We start from the raw sequence: 16,654 nt of genomic DNA on the forward strand, positions 1-16,654 counted from the left end.
CGTCGGGGAGCCCAACATGAATACCGTCGAAGTCCTCAGCCGCGCGGAAACGATCGATCAACTGGACGTGATCGACGGCGCCGCGCTGATCCGGCGGCTCGTCGCCGAGCACCGCCCGCCTGCCGCCCGTGAAGCCGCATGCGTCGACAGCCCGCCGCTGACGCTGTACGGGGCATTTCGCCAGGGCATCGCCGATCACGCGGCGCGGCGCGCGAATCCGTATCGTGCCGGCAGCCGTTTCTGGGCGCTGTGGGAAGAAGGCCGTATCGAAGCTGAAACGTCGGGGCGCTGACGCGATCCCGCGCGCCGGCCCTGTCGTGGCAAGGGACTGACGCGCAACCCGGCGTGCGCAGGCCACCGGCTCGCGCGCCGGCATGCGTTTCAGCGCTGCAACATCGCGCGCGGCCGTTCCGGTTGCGCATGTCGCGCCTTCGCGCACCGGCCCGTTGACGGTGTCGGGCATCGCCTGCACCGCGCGCGCCGCGCGACGGTCGTTTCCCGATAAGATGGCAGACTCCCGTTCTTCGAACGATGTCGCCATGACCGCCTCCTCCTCTTCCTCACACCGAAATCCCATCCACTGCGAAATCGATCTCGATGCGCAAGGCAAGCATGCGGGCTACCTGCGCCTGCCGCATTCCGTGCATCGCTCCGCGTACGGCTGGCTGCCGATTCCGATCGCGTCGATCCGCAACGGCGACGGCCCGGTCGCGCTCGTGATGGCCGGCAATCACGGCGACGAATACGAAGGCCAGATCATCGTGTCGCAGCTGATGCGCGAGATCGCCCCGGAGATGGTCAGCGGACAGCTGATCCTGCTGCCGATGGCGAATTTCCCCGCGGCCGACGCGGGCCTGCGCGTGTCGCCGCTCGACGCGGGCAACCTGAACCGCAGCTTCCCCGGCGACCCCACCGGCACGCCGACGCAGATGATCGCCCACTACATCGAGCATGCGCTGCTGTCGCGCGCGCAGTATCTGGTCGATCTGCACTCGGGCGGCAGCTCGTTGCTGTACCAGGGCGGCAACATGCTCGCGATCGACCCGCTCGACGACGACGAGGCAGAGAAGCTCAACGGGCTGCTCGTCGCGTTCGGGTTGCCGAACGCGCTGCTGCACGCGCCGAACCCGGTGCATTCGGCATCGGCCGCGCGCCGGCAGGGCGCGATCTCGATCGTCACCGAACTCGGCGGTGCGGGCATGGCCGATCCGTCGCTGATCCGGCTCGGCCGTCACGGGCTGCTGCACTACCTCGGACATATCGGCCTGCTGCGCGGCGCGCTCGTGCCCGACGCGCCGCCGACCGTCACGCGCTTCCTGCGCGTCGACGGCGATCGCCACTTCGTCTATGCGTACGAACGCGGGCTGTATGAACCGCTCGTCGAACTCGGCAACCAGGTGAAGGCCGGACAGCCGGCCGCGTGGGTGCACTTCCCCGACACGCCGCTGCGCGAGCCGGTGCTGCACCGCTTCAAGGGCGACGGCGAGGTGGTGTGCAAGCGCGTGCCGGCGCAGGTGCAGCGCGGCGATTGCCTGTTTCAGCTGGCGGAGGCGTCGACGCCGCCGCGTGTCATCGGCCGATAGGCCAAATCCGGATTCATCTCTTTCCTGTGCTGTCTGCCGTTAATGGCGGACGGCACGCGTGCGCCATTAACCAACTTGACAAATTAACCCTTTTGGTTATGATCGCAGATGGAAAAGAGAACGCCTCACTGCAAGCTGTCCCGGGTCAAGACACTCGTCGAGACCGGCAACGTTCGGATGACGACGAGTGCGGTATTCGGCGCCCGGCAACTGGGTTTCACGGAAGCGGAGGCAATCGGTATCGTGATGTCGCTGGACACTGCGGATTTCTACAAGAGCATGACGACGTACGCCGACCACACGATCTGGCAGGACGTCTATCTGCGTCGCACCGTGAATGGCGACGTGTATCTGAAACTGACCGTCATCGACGATGTGCTGATCGTGTCTTTCAAGGAGCGATGAAAATGAAGTGTCCTGCCTGCGGCGCCGCGAAGCTGATCCGTGATACACGCGACATTCCGTACACGTACAAGGGTCGCTCGACCGTCGTTCGCGATATAACCGGCGACTTCTGTCCGGCCTGCGGCGAGTCGGTGCTCGATATCGACGAGGCAACCCGGCTCGGCGAAGCGATAGGCGCGTTCAACAAGCAAGTGAATTCGACCATCGTCGACCCGAGGTTCATTGCGAAGGTGCGCAAGAAGCTGATGCTGGATCAACGCGAGGCGGCCGAGATCTTCGGTGGCGGCGTCAATGCCTTCTCGCGCTACGAAACAGGCAAGACGAACCCGCCGCTTGCCCTGGTGAAGCTGCTCAAGATTCTGGATCGTCACCCGGATCTGCTCGCGGAAGTGCGCGCAGCCTAGCGCCTTCCGGCATTGCGCATGCGCGGAACGTGAAATTCGACGCGTGCGCCATCCACCCTCCTCCCCAGCCCACTTCCCCTGCAAGCCTTCTGACCTCCGCCGCGAAATCCTTATCGCAATTGCTTCGTTCGCCTTTGCCGGCCGCGCCGCTAACGTGTTCCAAACGGCGGCGGCACGCCGGATGTCTCGCAGGATACCGAGCGGCCGCCGTCATCACGACAACCGCGTCGCGATAACGGAACCGACCGGACGGGCCGTGTGCCCCGCCCCCGCCAGGAATGTCCGCATCGCGCGCCCTTCGCGATGCCCATGGCCACGAACGACCGCATCATCGACACGACACCGCTCGACGTCCGCGCCCAGCCGCTGATCGACGCGCTGATCGACGAATACGCGACGCGCTACGACGCGTACCGCCCCGACAGCCGCGCGTCCGCCCGCGACGAGCTCGCGCGCTACCCGGCCGAGCAGTTCGCGCCGCCCGAAGGCGCGTTCGTGCTGCTGCTGCGCGACGGCGAAACGATCGGCGGCGGCGCGTTCAAGCGCTACGACGCGCAGACGGCCGAACTCAAGCGCATCTGGACCCGCGCGGACCTGCGCCGCCAGGGGCTCGCGCGCCTGATCGTCGACGCCCTTGAGCGGCGCGCCGCGCAGCAGGGCTATCGACGCATATACCTCACCACCGGCTTTCGCCAGCCCGAAGCGTGGGCGCTGTACGACCGCACCGGCTATACGCGCCTGTTCGATTCGTCGATCGACCCCGAAGCGTATTTCCACCTGCGCTTCGGCAAGGATCTCGCAGACCCGTCGCGCACGTCGACGCTCGCCGATCTGTGGGCGCCGCTCCCCGAACCGGTGCTGCCGCGCTGAACCGCCGCTTCTTCCGACTCCGACTCCGTTTCCCACGACACACAACGACACGACAACGACAGGACGCATCCATGCAACGAGCCGTACCCATCACGCCGCGCGTGCTGCGCACGCTGGCCGCCGCACTCGCCGCCGCACTGATCGGCGCGACCGCGATCGCCGCGGCCGCCGCGACCTTCGACCTGAGCCCCGAGCAGCGCGGCCGTCCGCGCGGCACCGCCGATGCGGCCGTCGAACGCGCGGTGCCCGCGTCGTTCAAGTTCGCCGAAGCCGGCACGCTGACGATCGGCGTCGCGCCGAGCCTGCCGCCGATCAGTTCGTATGCGACCGACGCGCGCACGGTGATCGGCTTCGACGCGGACGTCGGCCAGCTGGTGTCCGACAGCCTCGGCCGCAAGCTGAAGATCGTCCCGCTCGCGTGGGCCGACTGGCCGCTCGCACTCGAATCGGGGAAGGTCGACGCGGTGATCTCGAACGTCACCGTCACCGAGGAGCGCAAGCAGAAGTTCGATTTCTCGACCTACCGCAAGGACCAGGTCGGCTTCTATGTGCGCAACGACAGCAAGATCCAGTCGATCCGCGAGCCGAAGGACGTCGCGGGGCTGCGCATCGTGACCGACGCCGGCACCAACCAGGAAAAGATCCTGCTCGCGTGGGACCGCGAGAACGTCGCGCACGGCCTGAAGCCCGTGCAGGTCCAGTATTACGACGACCAGGCGATGCGGATCGTCGCCGTGCAGTCGGGCCGCGCGGATGCCGTGTTCAGCGTGAACTCGGTGCTCGCATACCAGAGCGCGCAGCAAGGCAAGACGCGGCTCGTCGGCGCGATCAGCGGCGGCTGGCCGCGCACGGCCGACATCGCGATCGCGACGCGCCGCGGCAGCGGGCTCGCCGATCCGCTGACGGTCGCGCTGAACGGGCTGATCAAGAACGGCCGCTACCAGCAGATCCTCGAGCGCTGGAACCTCGCATCGGAAGCGATCGACCAGTCGCGCACGAATCCGCCGGGCCTGCCGAAGAGCTGAGCGCCCCCTTCCACGCGTTGCGCAGGAGCGCCGAACACCATGTCTTATTCGCTTTCATTGCTGGATAAAAGCCCGATCGCCGACGGCACGACCGCCGCCGACGCGCTGCGCTTCACGACGACCCTCGCGCAACGCGCGGAACAGCTCGGCTACGAGCGCTTCTGGGTGGCCGAGCATCACGGCGCGCCGGGCTTCGCGAGTTCCGCGCCCGAGATCGTGGTCGCGCATCTGCTCGCGCACACGTCGCGCATTCGCGTCGGCTCGGGCGGCGTGATGCTGCAGCACTACAGCCCGTTCAAGGTCGCCGAGTCGTTCAGGCTGCTCGCCGCGCTCGGGCCGGGCCGCGTCGATCTCGGCATCGGCAAGGCGCCCGGCGGGCTGCCGCTCACCACGCGCGCGCTGCAGTGGTTTCACGACAAGGCGAACAAGCCCGACTTCGCGGGCCAGCTCGCGGCGCTCGACGCGTTCCTCGGCTGGGGCGTCGCCGAAGACCATCCGCTCGCCGGCGCGGTCGCGCTGCCGGTGCCGCCGCACGCGCCCGAGCGCATCCTGCTCGGCGGCTCGCCCGACAGCGGCGCGCTCGCCGCGCGCCACGGCTGGCGCTTCTGCTACGCGGGGCACTTCAACGGCGACGACGCGAACCTCGAGCGCTCGCTCACCGCGTATCGCGACGCGGGCGGCACGCGCGCGCTCGTCGCGCTGTACGCGGTCGCCGCGCCGACCCGCGACGAGGCCGAGCAGCTGATCGGGCCGCTGAAGATCTTCCGGCTGCAGTTCGCCGGCGGCCAGAGCTTCAACCTGGCGAGCGCGCAGGCCGCAGCGGAATTCGCGCGGCAAAGCGGCGCGTCCGACTACCGGATCGACGAGCTGCGCCCGACCGTGCTGGCCGATACGCCCGAGCGCGTGCACCGCGCGCTCGACGCGCTGAGCCGGCGGCTCGACGTCGACGCGTTCGTGATCGACTCGCCGGTGACCGATTACGCGGCGCGGCTCGCGTCGGCCGAATGGCTCGGCGGCGCGCAGTCGATCACGCCCGTGCGCGCGGCCCTTTCGGCCGACCGTTCCCTTTACCCCGACCAGAACGCGTGACGCCCCCATGACGACCCGACGATCGATTCCCTTCGGCCTGATGCTGCAAGGCGCAGGCAGCCACATGAACGCATGGCGGCACCCGAGCAACCCGCCGGACGCGAGCATCAACCTCGACTTCGCGATCGGCATCGCGCGCAAGGCGGAAGCCGCCGGCATCGCGTTCGCGTTCGTCGCGGACGGCCTCTACATCAACGAGAAGTCGATCCCGCACTTCCTGAACCGCTTCGAGCCGCTGACCGTGCTGTCGGCGCTCGCGGTCGCGACGAGCAAGATCGGGCTCGCGGGCACGATCTCGACGTCGTACAGCGAGCCGTTCACGGTCGCGCGCCAGCTCGCGTCGCTCGATGCGATCAGCGGCGGGCGCGCGGGCTGGAACGTCGTGACGACGCCGCTCGAAGGCACGGCGAAGAATTTCGGCAAGGCGCATCCCGAGCACGCATTGCGCTACGAGATCGCCGACGAATACCTCGAAGTCGTGCAGGGGCTGTGGGACAGCTGGGACGACGACGCGTTCGTGCGCGATCGCGCGACCGGGCGCTTCTTCGATCGCGACAAGCTCCACACACTCGACCATCACGGCCGCTTCTTCCAGGTCGCGGGCCCGCTGAACATCCAGCGCTCGCCGCAGGGGCAGCCGGTGATCTTCCAGGCCGGCTCGTCCGACACGGGCATCGGGCTCGCGGGCAAGTATGCGGATGCCGTGTTCACGCATTCGCCGTCGCTCGACGAAACGGCCGCGTTCACGCAGCGCGTGAAGCAGAGCGCGGTCGAGCACGGGCGGCAGCCCGGCGACGTGAAGATTTTCCCCGGCGTCGGCCCGATCGTCGGCCGCACGGCCGCCGAAGCGGAAGACAAATACCAGGCGATCCGCGACCTGCTGACGATCGAAGAGGCGCTCGCCTATCTCGGCCGCTATTTCGATCACCACGATTTCACGCAGTACGCGCTCGACGCGCCGTTCCCCGAACTCGGCGACATCGGCCGCAACAGCTTTCGCTCGACCACCGACCGCATCAAGGCCGACGCGAAACGCCAGCACCTCACGCTGCGCGAGACGGCGCTCGCCGTCGCGACGCCGCGCCCGAACTTCATCGGCACGGCGGAGCATGTCGCCGACGAGCTGATCCGCTGGCACGACGCCGGCGCCGGCGACGGCTTCATCCTCGGCTTCCCCGTGCAGGCGCAGGGCGTCGACGACTTCGTCGACCTCGTGATTCCGGTACTCGAGGCACGCGGCCGCTACAGCCGCGACCTGCCGGGCAGCACGCTGCGCGACCACCTCGGCCTGCCGCGCAAGGCGAGCCGCCATGCGGCGCCCGGCGCGGTGCAAAAACAGGACGACGCGGCCGAAGCGCACGCGTGACGCCGACGCGCCGCCATGCGCGGCGCTTCCGACCGACCCGATCGAGGACCTTCACCGACATGAGCGACACGACCCATCTCGGCGGCGCACTGCCGCCGCTTCCTTCGTCCCGCGTCCGCGACGCCGGCACGCGCCTGCGCATCGTGCCGGCCCGCCACCGCTCGCGCACGGCCGGCACCGTGCTCGCGCTCGTGCTGATCGCGCTCGCGCTGCATTCGATCCTGGGCAACCCGCAATGGGGCTGGCCGGTATTCGCCGAATGGTTTCTGTCGCCGCCGGTGCTGTCCGGGCTCGCGCGCACGCTGCTGCTGACGCTGCTCGGCGCGGTATTCGGCTTCGCGCTCGGCGCGTTCGTCGCGCTGGCGCGGCTGTCGCGTTCGCGCGTGCTCGCCGCGAGCGCGTGGACCTTCGTGTGGCTGTTCCGGTCGATTCCGCTGATCGTGCTGCTGCTGATCCTCAACAACCTCGGCTACCTGTACGAACACGTGCGGCTCGGCGTGCCGTTCACCGACATCGTGTGGTTCGACACGCCGACCACCGACCTGATCAGCCCGTTCCTCGCGGCCGTGCTCGGCCTCACGCTGAACCATGCGGCGTTTTCCGCCGAGGTGATCCGCGGCGGCATTCTCGCGGTCGACCAGGGGCAGCTCGAGGCCGCCGCGGCGCTCGGCCTGCCGCGCGGCCGCCAGACCACGCGGATCGTGCTGCCGCAGGCGATGCGTGCCATCCTGCCGACCGCGTTCAACGATCTCATCTCGCTCGCGAAAGGCACATCGATGGTGTACGTGCTCGCGATGCCCGAGTTGTTCTATACGGTGCAGGTGATCTATCGCCGCAATCTCGAAGTGATTCCGCTACTGATGGTCGCGACCGTCTGGTACCTGATCATCCTGACCGTGCTGTCGGCGATCCAGGTTCAGGTTGAGCGCCACTACGCGCGCGGCGCGCTGCGCAACCCGCCGCCGTCGGCACTGACGTTCGTGCTGGCGCGCGTCGGTGCGCTGTGGCGGCGTGCCGCGCCACGCCGCGCGACAGCCACCGCAACGGCCCGCGGCGACGCCGCGGCCGCTGCGCTGCCGAGCGCCGGCGGCGAAGTCGCCGTGCACAACGTATCGAAGCAGTTCGGCATGCAGCGCGTGCTCGACAACGTGTCGTTCGTCGCGCCGCGCGGCAGCGTGACGGCGATCATCGGGCCGTCCGGTTCGGGCAAGTCGACGCTGCTGCGCACGATCAACCATCTCGAACGCGTCGACGACGGCTTCATCGACATCGACGGCGAGCTGATCGGCTATCGGCGCGACGGCGACGTGCTGCACGAACTGAAGGAGCGCGACGTGCTGAAGCGGCGCACGGCGGTCGGCATGGTGTTCCAGAACTTCAATCTGTTTCCGCACTTGACCGTGCTCGAGAACCTGGTCGAGGCGCCGGTCGCCGTCGCGGGCGTCACGCGGGAAGCCGCCGAGCGCACCGCGCGCACGCTGCTCGCGCGCGTCGGCCTCGCGGATAAAGCCGATGCCTACCCGCGCCAGCTGTCCGGCGGCCAGCAGCAGCGCGTCGCGATCGTGCGGGCGCTCGCCTTGCGTCCGAAGGTGCTGCTGTTCGACGAGCCGACGTCGGCGCTCGATCCCGAACTGGTCAACGAAGTGCTCGACGTGATCAAGGAACTCGCACGCTCGGGCACCACGCTCGTGATCGTCACGCACGAGATCGGCTTCGCGCGCGAAGTCGCGGACAACGTGCTGTTCATGGAGCGCGGCCGCGTCGTCGAGTCGGGGCCGCCCGCCGTCGTGCTCGACGCGCCAGCCCATCCGCGCACGCGCGCGTTCCTGTCGCGGGTGCTGTGATGCACGCCGCGCCCCACCTGCGAGGCGACCGACGATGATCGACCGACGCCAGTTCATGACCGCCGCGCTCGCGGCCGCATCCGGCCTGCGCTGGCATGCGGCCGATGCAGCCACTGCGACGGCGGACCTCGATCCACGCCAGAGCGGCCGGATCCGTGCGTCGCGCGACGATGCGGCGATTCGCGCGGCCAGCCACTACCGCTGGGTGCGCGACGGGGTGTTCACGGTGGCGATCTCGCCGCACGCGCCGCCGGTGTCGACCTACGCAACCGACGCGCGCACCGTGGTCGGCGCCGATCCCGACTATGCGCAGCTCGTCGCGGACGCGCTGGGCCGCACACTGCGGCTGGTGCCGATCGCGTGGGCCGACTGGCCGCTCGGGCTCACGTCCGGCAAGTACGATGCGGTGATCTCGAACGTCGGCGTGACCGAGCAACGCAAGGAGAAGTACGACTTCACGACCTACCGGCTCGGGCTGCACGGCTTTTACGTGCGCAACGCCGGCCCGATCGCGAGGATCGCCGAACCGAAGGACATCGCGGGCTTGCGCATCATCACGGGGGCGGGGACGAGCCAGGAGCGCATCCTGCTCGAATGGAGCCGGCGCAATGTCGCGCAAGGGGCGAAGGCGACCGAACTGCTCTATTTCGACGACGATGCGGCGGCACGCGTCGCGTTGTTGTCCGGCCGCGCGGATGCCGAGCTGAACCCGAACGCGTCGCTCGCGTACGAGGCCGCGCGCGACGGCAAGATCCGCCGGGTCGGCGTCGTCAACGCGGGCTGGCCGGCGAATGCCGATGTCGCGATCGCGACGCGTCGCGGCAGCGGGCTCGCGCCGGCCCTGACCCTCGCGACGAACACACTGATCGACAACGGCCGCTACGGGCAGGCACTCGCGCGCTGGGGGTTGCAGAGCGAGGCGCTCGCGCGCGCGCAGACGAATCCACCGGGGTTGCCGTCGTTCTGATTCGACGGGCCGATGCATCGACACACCGACGCACCAGTGCATGAATTGAAATCGCCCCGGCGGTCCGCGATCGACATGCCGGGGCGAGCGAAGAATCGGCCGTCGTCGCCTATGCCGTCACCGCCGCATCCTCGCGGTCGAGTGCCGCGATATGCGCATGAATCGCCGGAATCAGATCGCGCCCGTAGGCCAGCGCATCGTCGAGCGGATCGAACCCGCGTATCAGGAACGTCGACACGCCGAGCCGGTAATACGCACCGAGCGCACGCGCGATCTGTTCGGGCGTGCCGACGAGCGCAGTCGAATTCCAGCGTGCGCCGGTCAGGTTCGCGACGCCCATCCACAACCGCTCGTCGAGCACGTCGCCCTGCGCGGCCGCGGCCATCAGCCGCTGCGAACCGGCATTCTGCGGCGCGTGGCCGTCGATCGGCTGGCCGTGCGTGAGCCGTGCCGCGCGCACGCGCGCGCGGATCGCCTCGGCCTTCTCCCACGCGGCGGCCTCGGTGTCCGCGACGATCGGCCGGAACGACACGCTGATGCGCGGCGCGCGCCCGAACGGCGCGGCGGCGGCCCGCACGCGCGCGATCTGCTCGCGCACCGCGGCGAGCGGCTCGCCCCAGGTCATGTAGACGTCCGCGTGCTGCCCGGCCACAGCCAGCGCGACCGGCGACGAGCCGCCGAAATAGATCGGCACATGCGGCCGCTGCGCGCCTTTCACGAGAGGCGACGCCCCGCGCAGCCGGTAGAACGCGCCGTCGTGATCGACCGGCGCGTCGGCGAGCCAGATGCGTTTCAGCACGTCGAGATATTCGCCGGTGCGGCGGTAGCGCGCGTCGTGCGGCACGAAATCGCCGTCGCGCCGCAGGTCGGCATCGTCGCCGCCCGACACGACGTTCAGCGCGAGCCGGCCCCCGCTGAATACATCGAGCGTCGCGATCTGCCGCGCGGCGGCCGACGGCACGATCACACCCGGCCGGTGCGCGAGCAGGATGCGGATCCGTTCGGTCGCGGCGGCCGCGAACGACGCGACGATGAAGCCGTCCGCCGCGTTGCTGAAATGGCCGACCAGGATCTGGTCGAAGCCGGCGGCTTCGTGCGCCTGCGCGAAGCGCCGCACATAGTCGGGCTGGACGGCGGCGCCGCCCGGTACGTCGACCTCCGCGCCGGGCGTCGCGGTGATCATGCCGATGATGTCGACAGGCATGTCGGGCTGTCCTTCTGGTGGGGAATCGGAATGGGCGAGCTCGGCGGCACCGTCACTGCGCGGCGGCGGTCTTTTGCGCGGGCGCCGCGAACGCGCCCGCATACGAGCGGTCGAGCAGTTTCACCGTGTCGTACGCGGCCGGAATCACGCCGGCCTTGTACAGGAAATCGGCGGTGTTCTGCGCGTCCTTCGCGGCCGTGTCGTCGACGGGGCCCACCCGCTGGTGCGCGTTGTCGAGCCAGCGGTACGCGACGTCCGGCTCGAGCTTCGCGCGCTTCGCCCACAGGTCCGCATACTCGCGCGGATGGCTGTCGACCCACTGGCGTGCCGCGACCACGCGCTTCAGAAAATCGGTGATCTCCGCCCGCTTGGCCGTAGCCGCCTGCTCGTTCGCCGCGACGAAGCTGAGTGCGGGCATCAGCCCCTGCGCGGTCGTCACGGGACGTGCGCCCTGCCGCAGCGCGAGCGTGCTGACGAACGGCTCCCACAACGACACGGCGTCGACCGAGCCGTTCGCGAGCGCGTTGGTCGCATCGATCGGCATCAGGTACGCGTACTTGACGGAATCCGCGCGCAGGCCCGCGTGTTCGAGCGCGCGCAGCACGAGCTGCTGGCTCCACGCGCCGCGCCAGACCGCGATGGTCTTGCCCTGCAGGTCGGCAACGGTGCGGACCGGCGAGTGCTTCGGCACGAGGATCGCGACGCCGTCGAGGCTCTGCCGCGACACCGCGACGACCTTCACCGGCGCGCCGCGCGCGGCCAGCGTGAGCAGCGCGGAATCGCCGAGGAAGCCGATATCGATCGCGTTGCCGTTCAGGCTCTCGGCGACGGGCGCGGCCGCCTGGAAGTGCTTCCACTCGATCGTGTAAGGCAGGTCCTTCAACACGCCGGACGCCTCCATCGACGCCTGAATGTTGAAGTAGTTCTGTTCACCGACGCGCAGCGTGACGGTGTCTTTCGCGATGCCCGGCTGCGCGGCGAGCGCGAGCAGCAGCGCGGTAACGATTCGGCTCAACAACGTGATCTCCCCGGAGGTTGGCGGGCAGCCGCGCGATGGCGGCGCCCTTTGGCCCGCGAGGCCCGACGGCCGGCGGACAGGATGGAACCGGTGAAGATACGTCGATGCGCTTCATGAGACAAACGCAATATTCTGCTTTGCAAAGATGCAAATAGTTGATGGAACGTGCGGCCTTTCCGTTCCGGCATCGAACGGCATACCGGCCCTGAGCAGCGCGTGATCTTCCCGAAAGTAGGTCCGTTTCGACTCGCGCCTTTCAGCTCGCCGGGAAGTCGTTCGAATAATTCCTCGATAGATATTTCGCGCGCGAAATAATTCTCGAACTATATTTCGCATACGAAATAATTGCCCGACACGAGGACGGCCATGACGCCAGAACCCATCGAGTTTTCCGCCGCCGACGGCTACCCGCTGCGCGGCACGCTGTGGTCGCCGGACGCGCCGCCGCGCGCGCTGGTGTTGATCCATCCGGCGACTGCCGTGCCGGAGCGGCTGTATGCGGGGTTCGCGCGCTTCCTGACCGAGCGAGGCTTCGCGGCGCTGACCTACAACTATCGCGGCATCGGCGCGTCGCGGCCCGCGCGGCTGAGTGCGTTGCAGGCCCGCATGCGCGACTGGGTCGAGCTCGACGTCGGCGCCGCGATCGCGTGGGCGCGCGACGCGTACGACGGGCTGCCGCTGCTGGCGGTCGGGCATAGCGTGGGCGGGCATGCGATCGGGTTGTCGGCCGGCACCGCGCACCTGCGCGCGGCCGTGCTCGTCGCCGCGCACGCGGGCAGCACGCGGCTGATTTCCCGCGCGGCGGAACGGCTGAAGGTGCGACTGATCCTGCGCGTGCTCGGCCCGCTCGCGTCCGCCCTGCTCGGCTACGTGCCCGGCAAGCGGCTCGGGCTCGGCGAGGATCTTCCCGCCGGCGTGTTCCGCGAATGGAGCCGCTGGACCACGCTGCCGCGCTACTTCTTCGACGATCCGACGCTCGGTGCGGCCGAGCGCTTCTCGAAGCAGCAGTTGCCGATTCTCGCGCTCGGCTTCGACGACGATCCGTGGGCGAACCCGCCCGCGATCGACCTGCTGGTAAGCTACCTGACCCGCGCGGCCGTCGAACGCCGCCAGATCGATCCGCACGCCGCAGGCAGCGGGCCGGTCGGGCACATGGGCTTCTTCCGCAGCCGGCCCGGCGCCGTGCTGTGGCCCGCGGTCGCCGACTGGCTCGCGCAGGCGCTCGACGCGCCGCGCGAGGCGGGCCGCCCGTCCCTTTCCATTGCTGCCGGGAACCGAGCTTGAGCGAAGACCGACGACTGTTTTTCCTGTTGAACATCGGCCAGCGGCGCGTGCAGCGCTGGGTCGACCGCAAGGCTGAGGCCGATTCGCGCGCCAGCGCCGCGCAGGCCGGCGTGCTGTTCTGCCTCGCGAAGCAGGACGGTGCGCTGATCGGTGAAGTCGGCGCGGCGCTGCAACTGGCGCCGTCCGCGATGACGGGGCTCGCCGACCGGATGGCGAAGGCCGGCCTGCTCGCGCGTCACGCCGATTCGGACGACGGGCGCGCCACGCGCCTGTTCCTCACCGACGAAGGTCACGCCGCGCTCAAGCGTGCGCGCGTGGTGCTGCGCGAATTGAACGGCAAGCTGTGCGACGGATTTTCCGACGCGGAACTCGACGTCGTCGCGCGCTGGCTGCATGCGTTGCAGGACCGTTTTCCGGCGGAGCGCTGAACGGCGCGGACCACGCATCACGCCAGTCACGCCAGTCGCGACACGCTGCATCGCATCGATACGACACGGCCCGCGAACGTCGCGATCGAAAGCGATTGCGATTCGCATTTCCGATACGTTTCCGCGCCTGCGCGGCGGCAAATTTTGCGTTCCGGAGGCGCCGCTTCGGCAACGCTTTCCGGCTACGCTCTGTTACAAAAAATTGCCTCCCGCGCCGCATGGGGATCGCCTACATTGCAATCCACTTTGCTGCATTCGTCATATGCACCGACCGGCCTTCCCGTCGGGTCCGCATTGCAGGCTCTACCCGACAAGCAATGAAAACGAAGAGGAGTCTTGACCGACGTGCTGGCGGCATCCAGCACACGCGGATTGCGATGACCGAAACGGCTTCCTGAACGACCCGACGCGTTGCACGGCACCCTTTGTCGCCGCGCACCGATGCGCGTCGCGTCGCCGTGCCGTGCCCGGCCATCGCCGCCGCATGTCAACGAGGAGTAGTCCATGCGACGCACGATCGTGTCCCACTCGCTTGTCACCCGCCTGTCCGCCGTGATGGCGATGGCCGCCGCCGCGGCGGCGCACGCCGAACCCGTCGTCGTGTCCGGCCCGAGTCCATTCGCCGCCTGCACCATCGGCGGCCCCGGCACGAACTACGTGAACGCCGAAGTCGAACCGTGGCTTTCGGTCAATCCCGCGAACCCGACCAACATGATCGCCGTGTGGCAGCAGGACCGCTGGTCGAACGGCGGCGCCCACGGGCTCGTCGCAGGCTACACGTTCGACGGCGGCGCGACCTGGGCGCGCACGCCGCAGCCGTTCAGCGCATGCGCGCCGGGTGGGCTCAAGTACGAGCGCGCGTCCGATCCCTGGGCGTCGTTCGGGCCGGACGGCACCGCGTACTCGGTGTCGATCTCGTTCAACCAGTCGAACAACGCCAATGCGGTCGCGGCTTCGGTGTCGACCGACGGCGGACAGACATGGAGCAGCCCGGCCGTGCTGATCGCGAACAACGAGCCGACCACGCAGTTCTTCAATGACAAGGAATCGGTGACGGCGAACCCGGTGAAGCCCGGCACCGCCTATGCCGTGTGGGACCGCCTCGAGTTGCCGAACGGCAACCCGTACGCGAACCTGCACACGGCGGCCTACCGCGGGCCGACGTTGTTCTCGAAGACGGTCGACGGCGGCAAGACGTGGAGCAAAGCGAATGTCATCGTCCACGTGCCGTCGCGTCAGCAGACGATCGGCAACCAGATCGTCGTCGATCCGAAAACGGGCACGCTGTACGACTTCTTCGACCTGATCCAGCCGCCGTTCAGCAAGGCGGCCGGCAAAGTCGCGTTCATCAAGTCGACCGACGACGGCGCGACCTGGACGAAACCGCAGGTGATCGCCGGCCTGCAGACGGTCGGCGTGACCGATCCGAATACCGGCGAACCGGTGCGCACCGGCGACATCATTCCGGAGCCCGCGATCGATCCCGCATCGGGGCAGCTCTACGTCGTCTGGCAGGACAGCCGCTTCAACGGCGGCAAGTACGACGAGATCGCGGTATCGACGTCGAAGGACGGTGGCGCGAGCTGGAGTGCGCCGATGCAGTTGAACACGCCGACCGGGCGTCCCGCATTCAATCCGTCGGTGCGCGTCGACAATGCGGGCGCGGTCATGGTGACCTACTACGACTTCCGCGATCTGCAGGCCGGCAACACGACGACGCTGCCGACCGGGTTCTGGCGCAAGATCTCGCATGACGGCGGCACCACGTTCGCCGACGAGCGGCGCGTCGGCGGCCCGTTCGACATGAGGCTCGCGCCGAACGCGGAGGGCTTCTTCATCGGCGATTACCAGGGGCTGGACGTGCTGCCGTCGTCGTCGTTCCATCCGCTGTTCGTCCAGACCACGGGCAACCTGACGAACCGCACCGACGTGTTCTTCGCGCCGTGATGCGCGCGTGAGCGCTGCGCTGCCGCGACGTCCTCCGCGTCGCGGCAGCGTGCCCGAGTGCGCGTCAATGCATGTCGGTCAGTACGACGCGACCGTCGATCCTGCCTTCGCGCAGCCGCGCGAATATGTCGTTGATGTTGCCGAGCCGGTCGCGATGAATATGCGCTCGCACCAGGCCATCCGCCGCGAAATCGAGCGATTCCTGCAGATCGCGCCGTGTGCCGACGATCGATCCGCGCACCGTGATGCCGTTCAGCACGGTCGAGAAGATCGGCAACGGGAAATCGCCGGGCGGCAAGCCGTTGAGTGCCACCGTGCCGCCGCGCCGCACCATCCCGAGCGCCTGCGCGAACGCGCTGCGCGACACGGCCGTGACCAGCACGCCGTGCGCACCACCTATCTCCTTCTGGATGACCTTCGCCGGATCGTCGACCGACGCATCGATCGTCAGCTCTGCGCCAAGCTGACGCGCGAGTTCGAGCTTCGCCGGTGACACGTCGATCGCCGCGACGTGCAGGCCCATCGCGCGCGCGTATTGCACGGCGACGTGGCCGAGCCCGCCAATGCCCGAAATCGCGAGCCACTGGCCCGGGCGCGTGTCGGTGACGCGGATGCCCTTGTAGACCGTCACGCCCGCGCACAGGATCGGCGCGATCTCGTCGAACGCAACCTCCGCCGGCAGATGGCCAACGTAGTCGGGATCGGCCAGCACGTATTCGGCATAGCTGCCGTTGACCGAATAGCCGGTGTTCTGCTGCCCGTGGCAAAGGGTTTCCCAGCCGGTGTGGCAGTACTCGCAGTGACCACATGCCGTGTAGAGCCACGGCACGCCGACGCGGTCGCCCTCGCGTACGTGCGTGACGCCCGCCCCGACCGCCGCGACGACGCCCACGCCTTCGTGTCCGGGAATGAACGGCAGCGTCGGCTTCACGGGCCAGTCGCCGTCGGCGGCATGCAGGTCGGTGTGGCAGACGCCCGACGCCTTGATGTTGACGAGGATCTGGCCCGCGCCCGGCGTCGGGACCGGCACTTCCTCGATGCGCAACGGTTCGCCGAACGCGTGTACCACGGCCGCCTTCATGGTCTGTGTCATGGGTCGCTCCTGTGTGGTCGATGATCCGGCCAGTATCCGGACTCGAAACCGGAGCGCCTTGATACGCATCAACGGGGCGGGAAACGCGCGCGACGGTGGCGCATTCGTCGCGAGACAAGCAGCGCGG

The 16,654-nt window shown here is 68.7% G+C and carries 16 protein-coding genes; 13 read left to right on the forward strand and 3 right to left on the reverse strand.

Annotated elements, in window-relative coordinates:
• Positions 1–16: 16 nt before the first annotated feature.
• The 10 genes from SB786_RS27105 (at position 17) to SB786_RS27150 (ending at position 9,553) form a co-directional block, all read left to right on the forward strand.
• Entirely contained in the window at positions 17–292 is a 276-nt protein-coding gene (locus SB786_RS27105) for a hypothetical protein (protein ID WP_410730166.1), read from the forward strand.
• Positions 293–539: 247 nt separating this feature from the next.
• Positions 540–1,583, forward strand: coding sequence for a succinylglutamate desuccinylase/aspartoacylase family protein (locus SB786_RS27110; RefSeq protein WP_410730167.1), 1,044 nt, complete (start codon positions 540–542; stop codon positions 1,581–1,583).
• Positions 1,584–1,691: 108 nt separating this feature from the next.
• Positions 1,692–1,988 (forward strand): type II toxin-antitoxin system MqsR family toxin, encoded by a 297-nt coding sequence (locus SB786_RS27115; RefSeq protein WP_410730168.1) that lies wholly within the window; start codon positions 1,692–1,694, stop codon positions 1,986–1,988.
• A gap of 2 nt (positions 1,989–1,990) precedes the next feature.
• Positions 1,991–2,392: a type II toxin-antitoxin system MqsA family antitoxin gene (locus SB786_RS27120; protein ID WP_410730169.1), complete on the forward strand. Its 402-nt coding sequence runs from the start codon at positions 1,991–1,993 to the stop codon at positions 2,390–2,392.
• A gap of 309 nt (positions 2,393–2,701) precedes the next feature.
• Positions 2,702–3,262, forward strand: a complete 561-nt coding sequence (locus tag SB786_RS27125) for a GNAT family N-acetyltransferase (RefSeq protein ID WP_410730170.1) — start codon at positions 2,702–2,704, stop codon at positions 3,260–3,262.
• A 71-nt stretch (positions 3,263–3,333) separates the two neighbouring features.
• Positions 3,334–4,287, forward strand: coding sequence for an ABC transporter substrate-binding protein (locus tag SB786_RS27130; protein ID WP_410730171.1), 954 nt, complete (start codon positions 3,334–3,336; stop codon positions 4,285–4,287).
• Positions 4,288–4,326: 39 nt separating this feature from the next.
• Positions 4,327–5,376 (forward strand): LLM class flavin-dependent oxidoreductase, encoded by a 1,050-nt coding sequence (locus SB786_RS27135; RefSeq protein WP_410730172.1) that lies wholly within the window; start codon positions 4,327–4,329, stop codon positions 5,374–5,376.
• Positions 5,377–5,383: 7 nt separating this feature from the next.
• Positions 5,384–6,742 carry an LLM class flavin-dependent oxidoreductase gene (locus SB786_RS27140; RefSeq protein ID WP_410730173.1) on the forward strand — a complete coding sequence of 453 codons (1,359 nt, stop codon included), beginning with the start codon at positions 5,384–5,386 and terminating at the stop codon, positions 6,740–6,742.
• Between the two features lie 59 nt (positions 6,743–6,801).
• A complete protein-coding gene (locus SB786_RS27145; RefSeq protein ID WP_410730174.1) occupies positions 6,802–8,586 on the forward strand; it encodes an amino acid ABC transporter permease/ATP-binding protein in 1,785 nt (594 codons plus the stop codon).
• Positions 8,587–8,620: 34 nt separating this feature from the next.
• Positions 8,621–9,553, forward strand: coding sequence for an ABC transporter substrate-binding protein (locus SB786_RS27150; RefSeq protein ID WP_410730175.1), 933 nt, complete (start codon positions 8,621–8,623; stop codon positions 9,551–9,553).
• Positions 9,554–9,662: 109 nt separating this feature from the next.
• On the opposite strand, the gene SB786_RS27155 is transcribed toward SB786_RS27150, so the two are convergent.
• The gene (locus SB786_RS27155; RefSeq protein ID WP_410730176.1) at positions 9,663–10,757 is read right to left on the reverse strand and encodes an LLM class flavin-dependent oxidoreductase; all 1,095 of its coding nucleotides are present in this window, start codon (positions 10,755–10,757) and stop codon (positions 9,663–9,665) included.
• A gap of 52 nt (positions 10,758–10,809) precedes the next feature.
• Positions 10,810–11,775 carry an ABC transporter substrate-binding protein gene (locus SB786_RS27160; protein ID WP_410730177.1) on the reverse strand — a complete coding sequence of 322 codons (966 nt, stop codon included), beginning with the start codon at positions 11,773–11,775 and terminating at the stop codon, positions 10,810–10,812.
• A gap of 366 nt (positions 11,776–12,141) precedes the next feature.
• On the opposite strand from SB786_RS27160, the gene SB786_RS27165 reads away from it, so the two are divergent.
• The 3 genes from SB786_RS27165 to SB786_RS27175 all read left to right on the forward strand — a co-directional run bounded on the left by SB786_RS27165 (position 12,142) and on the right by SB786_RS27175 (position 15,434).
• Positions 12,142–13,059: a serine aminopeptidase domain-containing protein gene (locus SB786_RS27165; protein WP_410730178.1), complete on the forward strand. Its 918-nt coding sequence runs from the start codon at positions 12,142–12,144 to the stop codon at positions 13,057–13,059.
• Positions 13,056–13,487, forward strand: a complete 432-nt coding sequence (locus SB786_RS27170) for a MarR family winged helix-turn-helix transcriptional regulator (RefSeq protein WP_175754478.1) — start codon at positions 13,056–13,058, stop codon at positions 13,485–13,487. The genes SB786_RS27165 and SB786_RS27170 overlap by 4 nt, the downstream gene beginning before the upstream one ends.
• 504 nt (positions 13,488–13,991) lie before the next feature.
• Positions 13,992–15,434 (forward strand): sialidase family protein, encoded by a 1,443-nt coding sequence (locus SB786_RS27175; RefSeq protein ID WP_410730179.1) that lies wholly within the window; start codon positions 13,992–13,994, stop codon positions 15,432–15,434.
• A gap of 64 nt (positions 15,435–15,498) precedes the next feature.
• Here SB786_RS27175 and adhP read toward each other — a convergent pair whose 3' ends face one another.
• Positions 15,499–16,527, reverse strand: coding sequence for an alcohol dehydrogenase AdhP (gene adhP / locus SB786_RS27180; protein ID WP_410730180.1), 1,029 nt, complete (start codon positions 16,525–16,527; stop codon positions 15,499–15,501).
• Positions 16,528–16,654: the final 127 nt, after the last annotated feature.

It is taken from the genome of Burkholderia sp. SIMBA_062 (genome assembly GCF_046534765.1).
In the GTDB taxonomy this organism is placed as follows: Bacteria; Pseudomonadota; Gammaproteobacteria; order Burkholderiales; family Burkholderiaceae; genus Burkholderia; species Burkholderia ambifaria.

What these genes read in the sequence shown, in the direction of transcription:
- SB786_RS27105 (WP_410730166.1), top strand. Translation starts at nt 17, where the DNA reads ATGAATACCGTCGAAGTCCTCAGCCGCGCGGAAACGATCGATCAACTG.
- SB786_RS27110 (WP_410730167.1), top strand. Translation starts at nt 540, where the DNA reads ATGACCGCCTCCTCCTCTTCCTCACACCGAAATCCCATCCACTGCGAA.
- SB786_RS27115 (WP_410730168.1), top strand. Translation starts at nt 1,692, where the DNA reads ATGGAAAAGAGAACGCCTCACTGCAAGCTGTCCCGGGTCAAGACACTC.
- SB786_RS27120 (WP_410730169.1), top strand. Translation starts at nt 1,991, where the DNA reads ATGAAGTGTCCTGCCTGCGGCGCCGCGAAGCTGATCCGTGATACACGC.
- SB786_RS27125 (WP_410730170.1), top strand. Translation starts at nt 2,702, where the DNA reads ATGGCCACGAACGACCGCATCATCGACACGACACCGCTCGACGTCCGC.
- SB786_RS27130 (WP_410730171.1), top strand. Translation starts at nt 3,334, where the DNA reads ATGCAACGAGCCGTACCCATCACGCCGCGCGTGCTGCGCACGCTGGCC.
- SB786_RS27135 (WP_410730172.1), top strand. Translation starts at nt 4,327, where the DNA reads ATGTCTTATTCGCTTTCATTGCTGGATAAAAGCCCGATCGCCGACGGC.
- SB786_RS27140 (WP_410730173.1), top strand. Translation starts at nt 5,384, where the DNA reads ATGACGACCCGACGATCGATTCCCTTCGGCCTGATGCTGCAAGGCGCA.
- SB786_RS27145 (WP_410730174.1), top strand. Translation starts at nt 6,802, where the DNA reads ATGAGCGACACGACCCATCTCGGCGGCGCACTGCCGCCGCTTCCTTCG.
- SB786_RS27150 (WP_410730175.1), top strand. Translation starts at nt 8,621, where the DNA reads ATGATCGACCGACGCCAGTTCATGACCGCCGCGCTCGCGGCCGCATCC.
- SB786_RS27155 (WP_410730176.1), bottom strand. Translation starts at nt 10,757, where the DNA reads ATGCCTGTCGACATCATCGGCATGATCACCGCGACGCCCGGCGCGGAG.
- SB786_RS27165 (WP_410730178.1), top strand. Translation starts at nt 12,142, where the DNA reads ATGACGCCAGAACCCATCGAGTTTTCCGCCGCCGACGGCTACCCGCTG.
- SB786_RS27175 (WP_410730179.1), top strand. Translation starts at nt 13,992, where the DNA reads ATGCGACGCACGATCGTGTCCCACTCGCTTGTCACCCGCCTGTCCGCC.
- adhP (WP_410730180.1), bottom strand. Translation starts at nt 16,527, where the DNA reads ATGACACAGACCATGAAGGCGGCCGTGGTACACGCGTTCGGCGAACCG.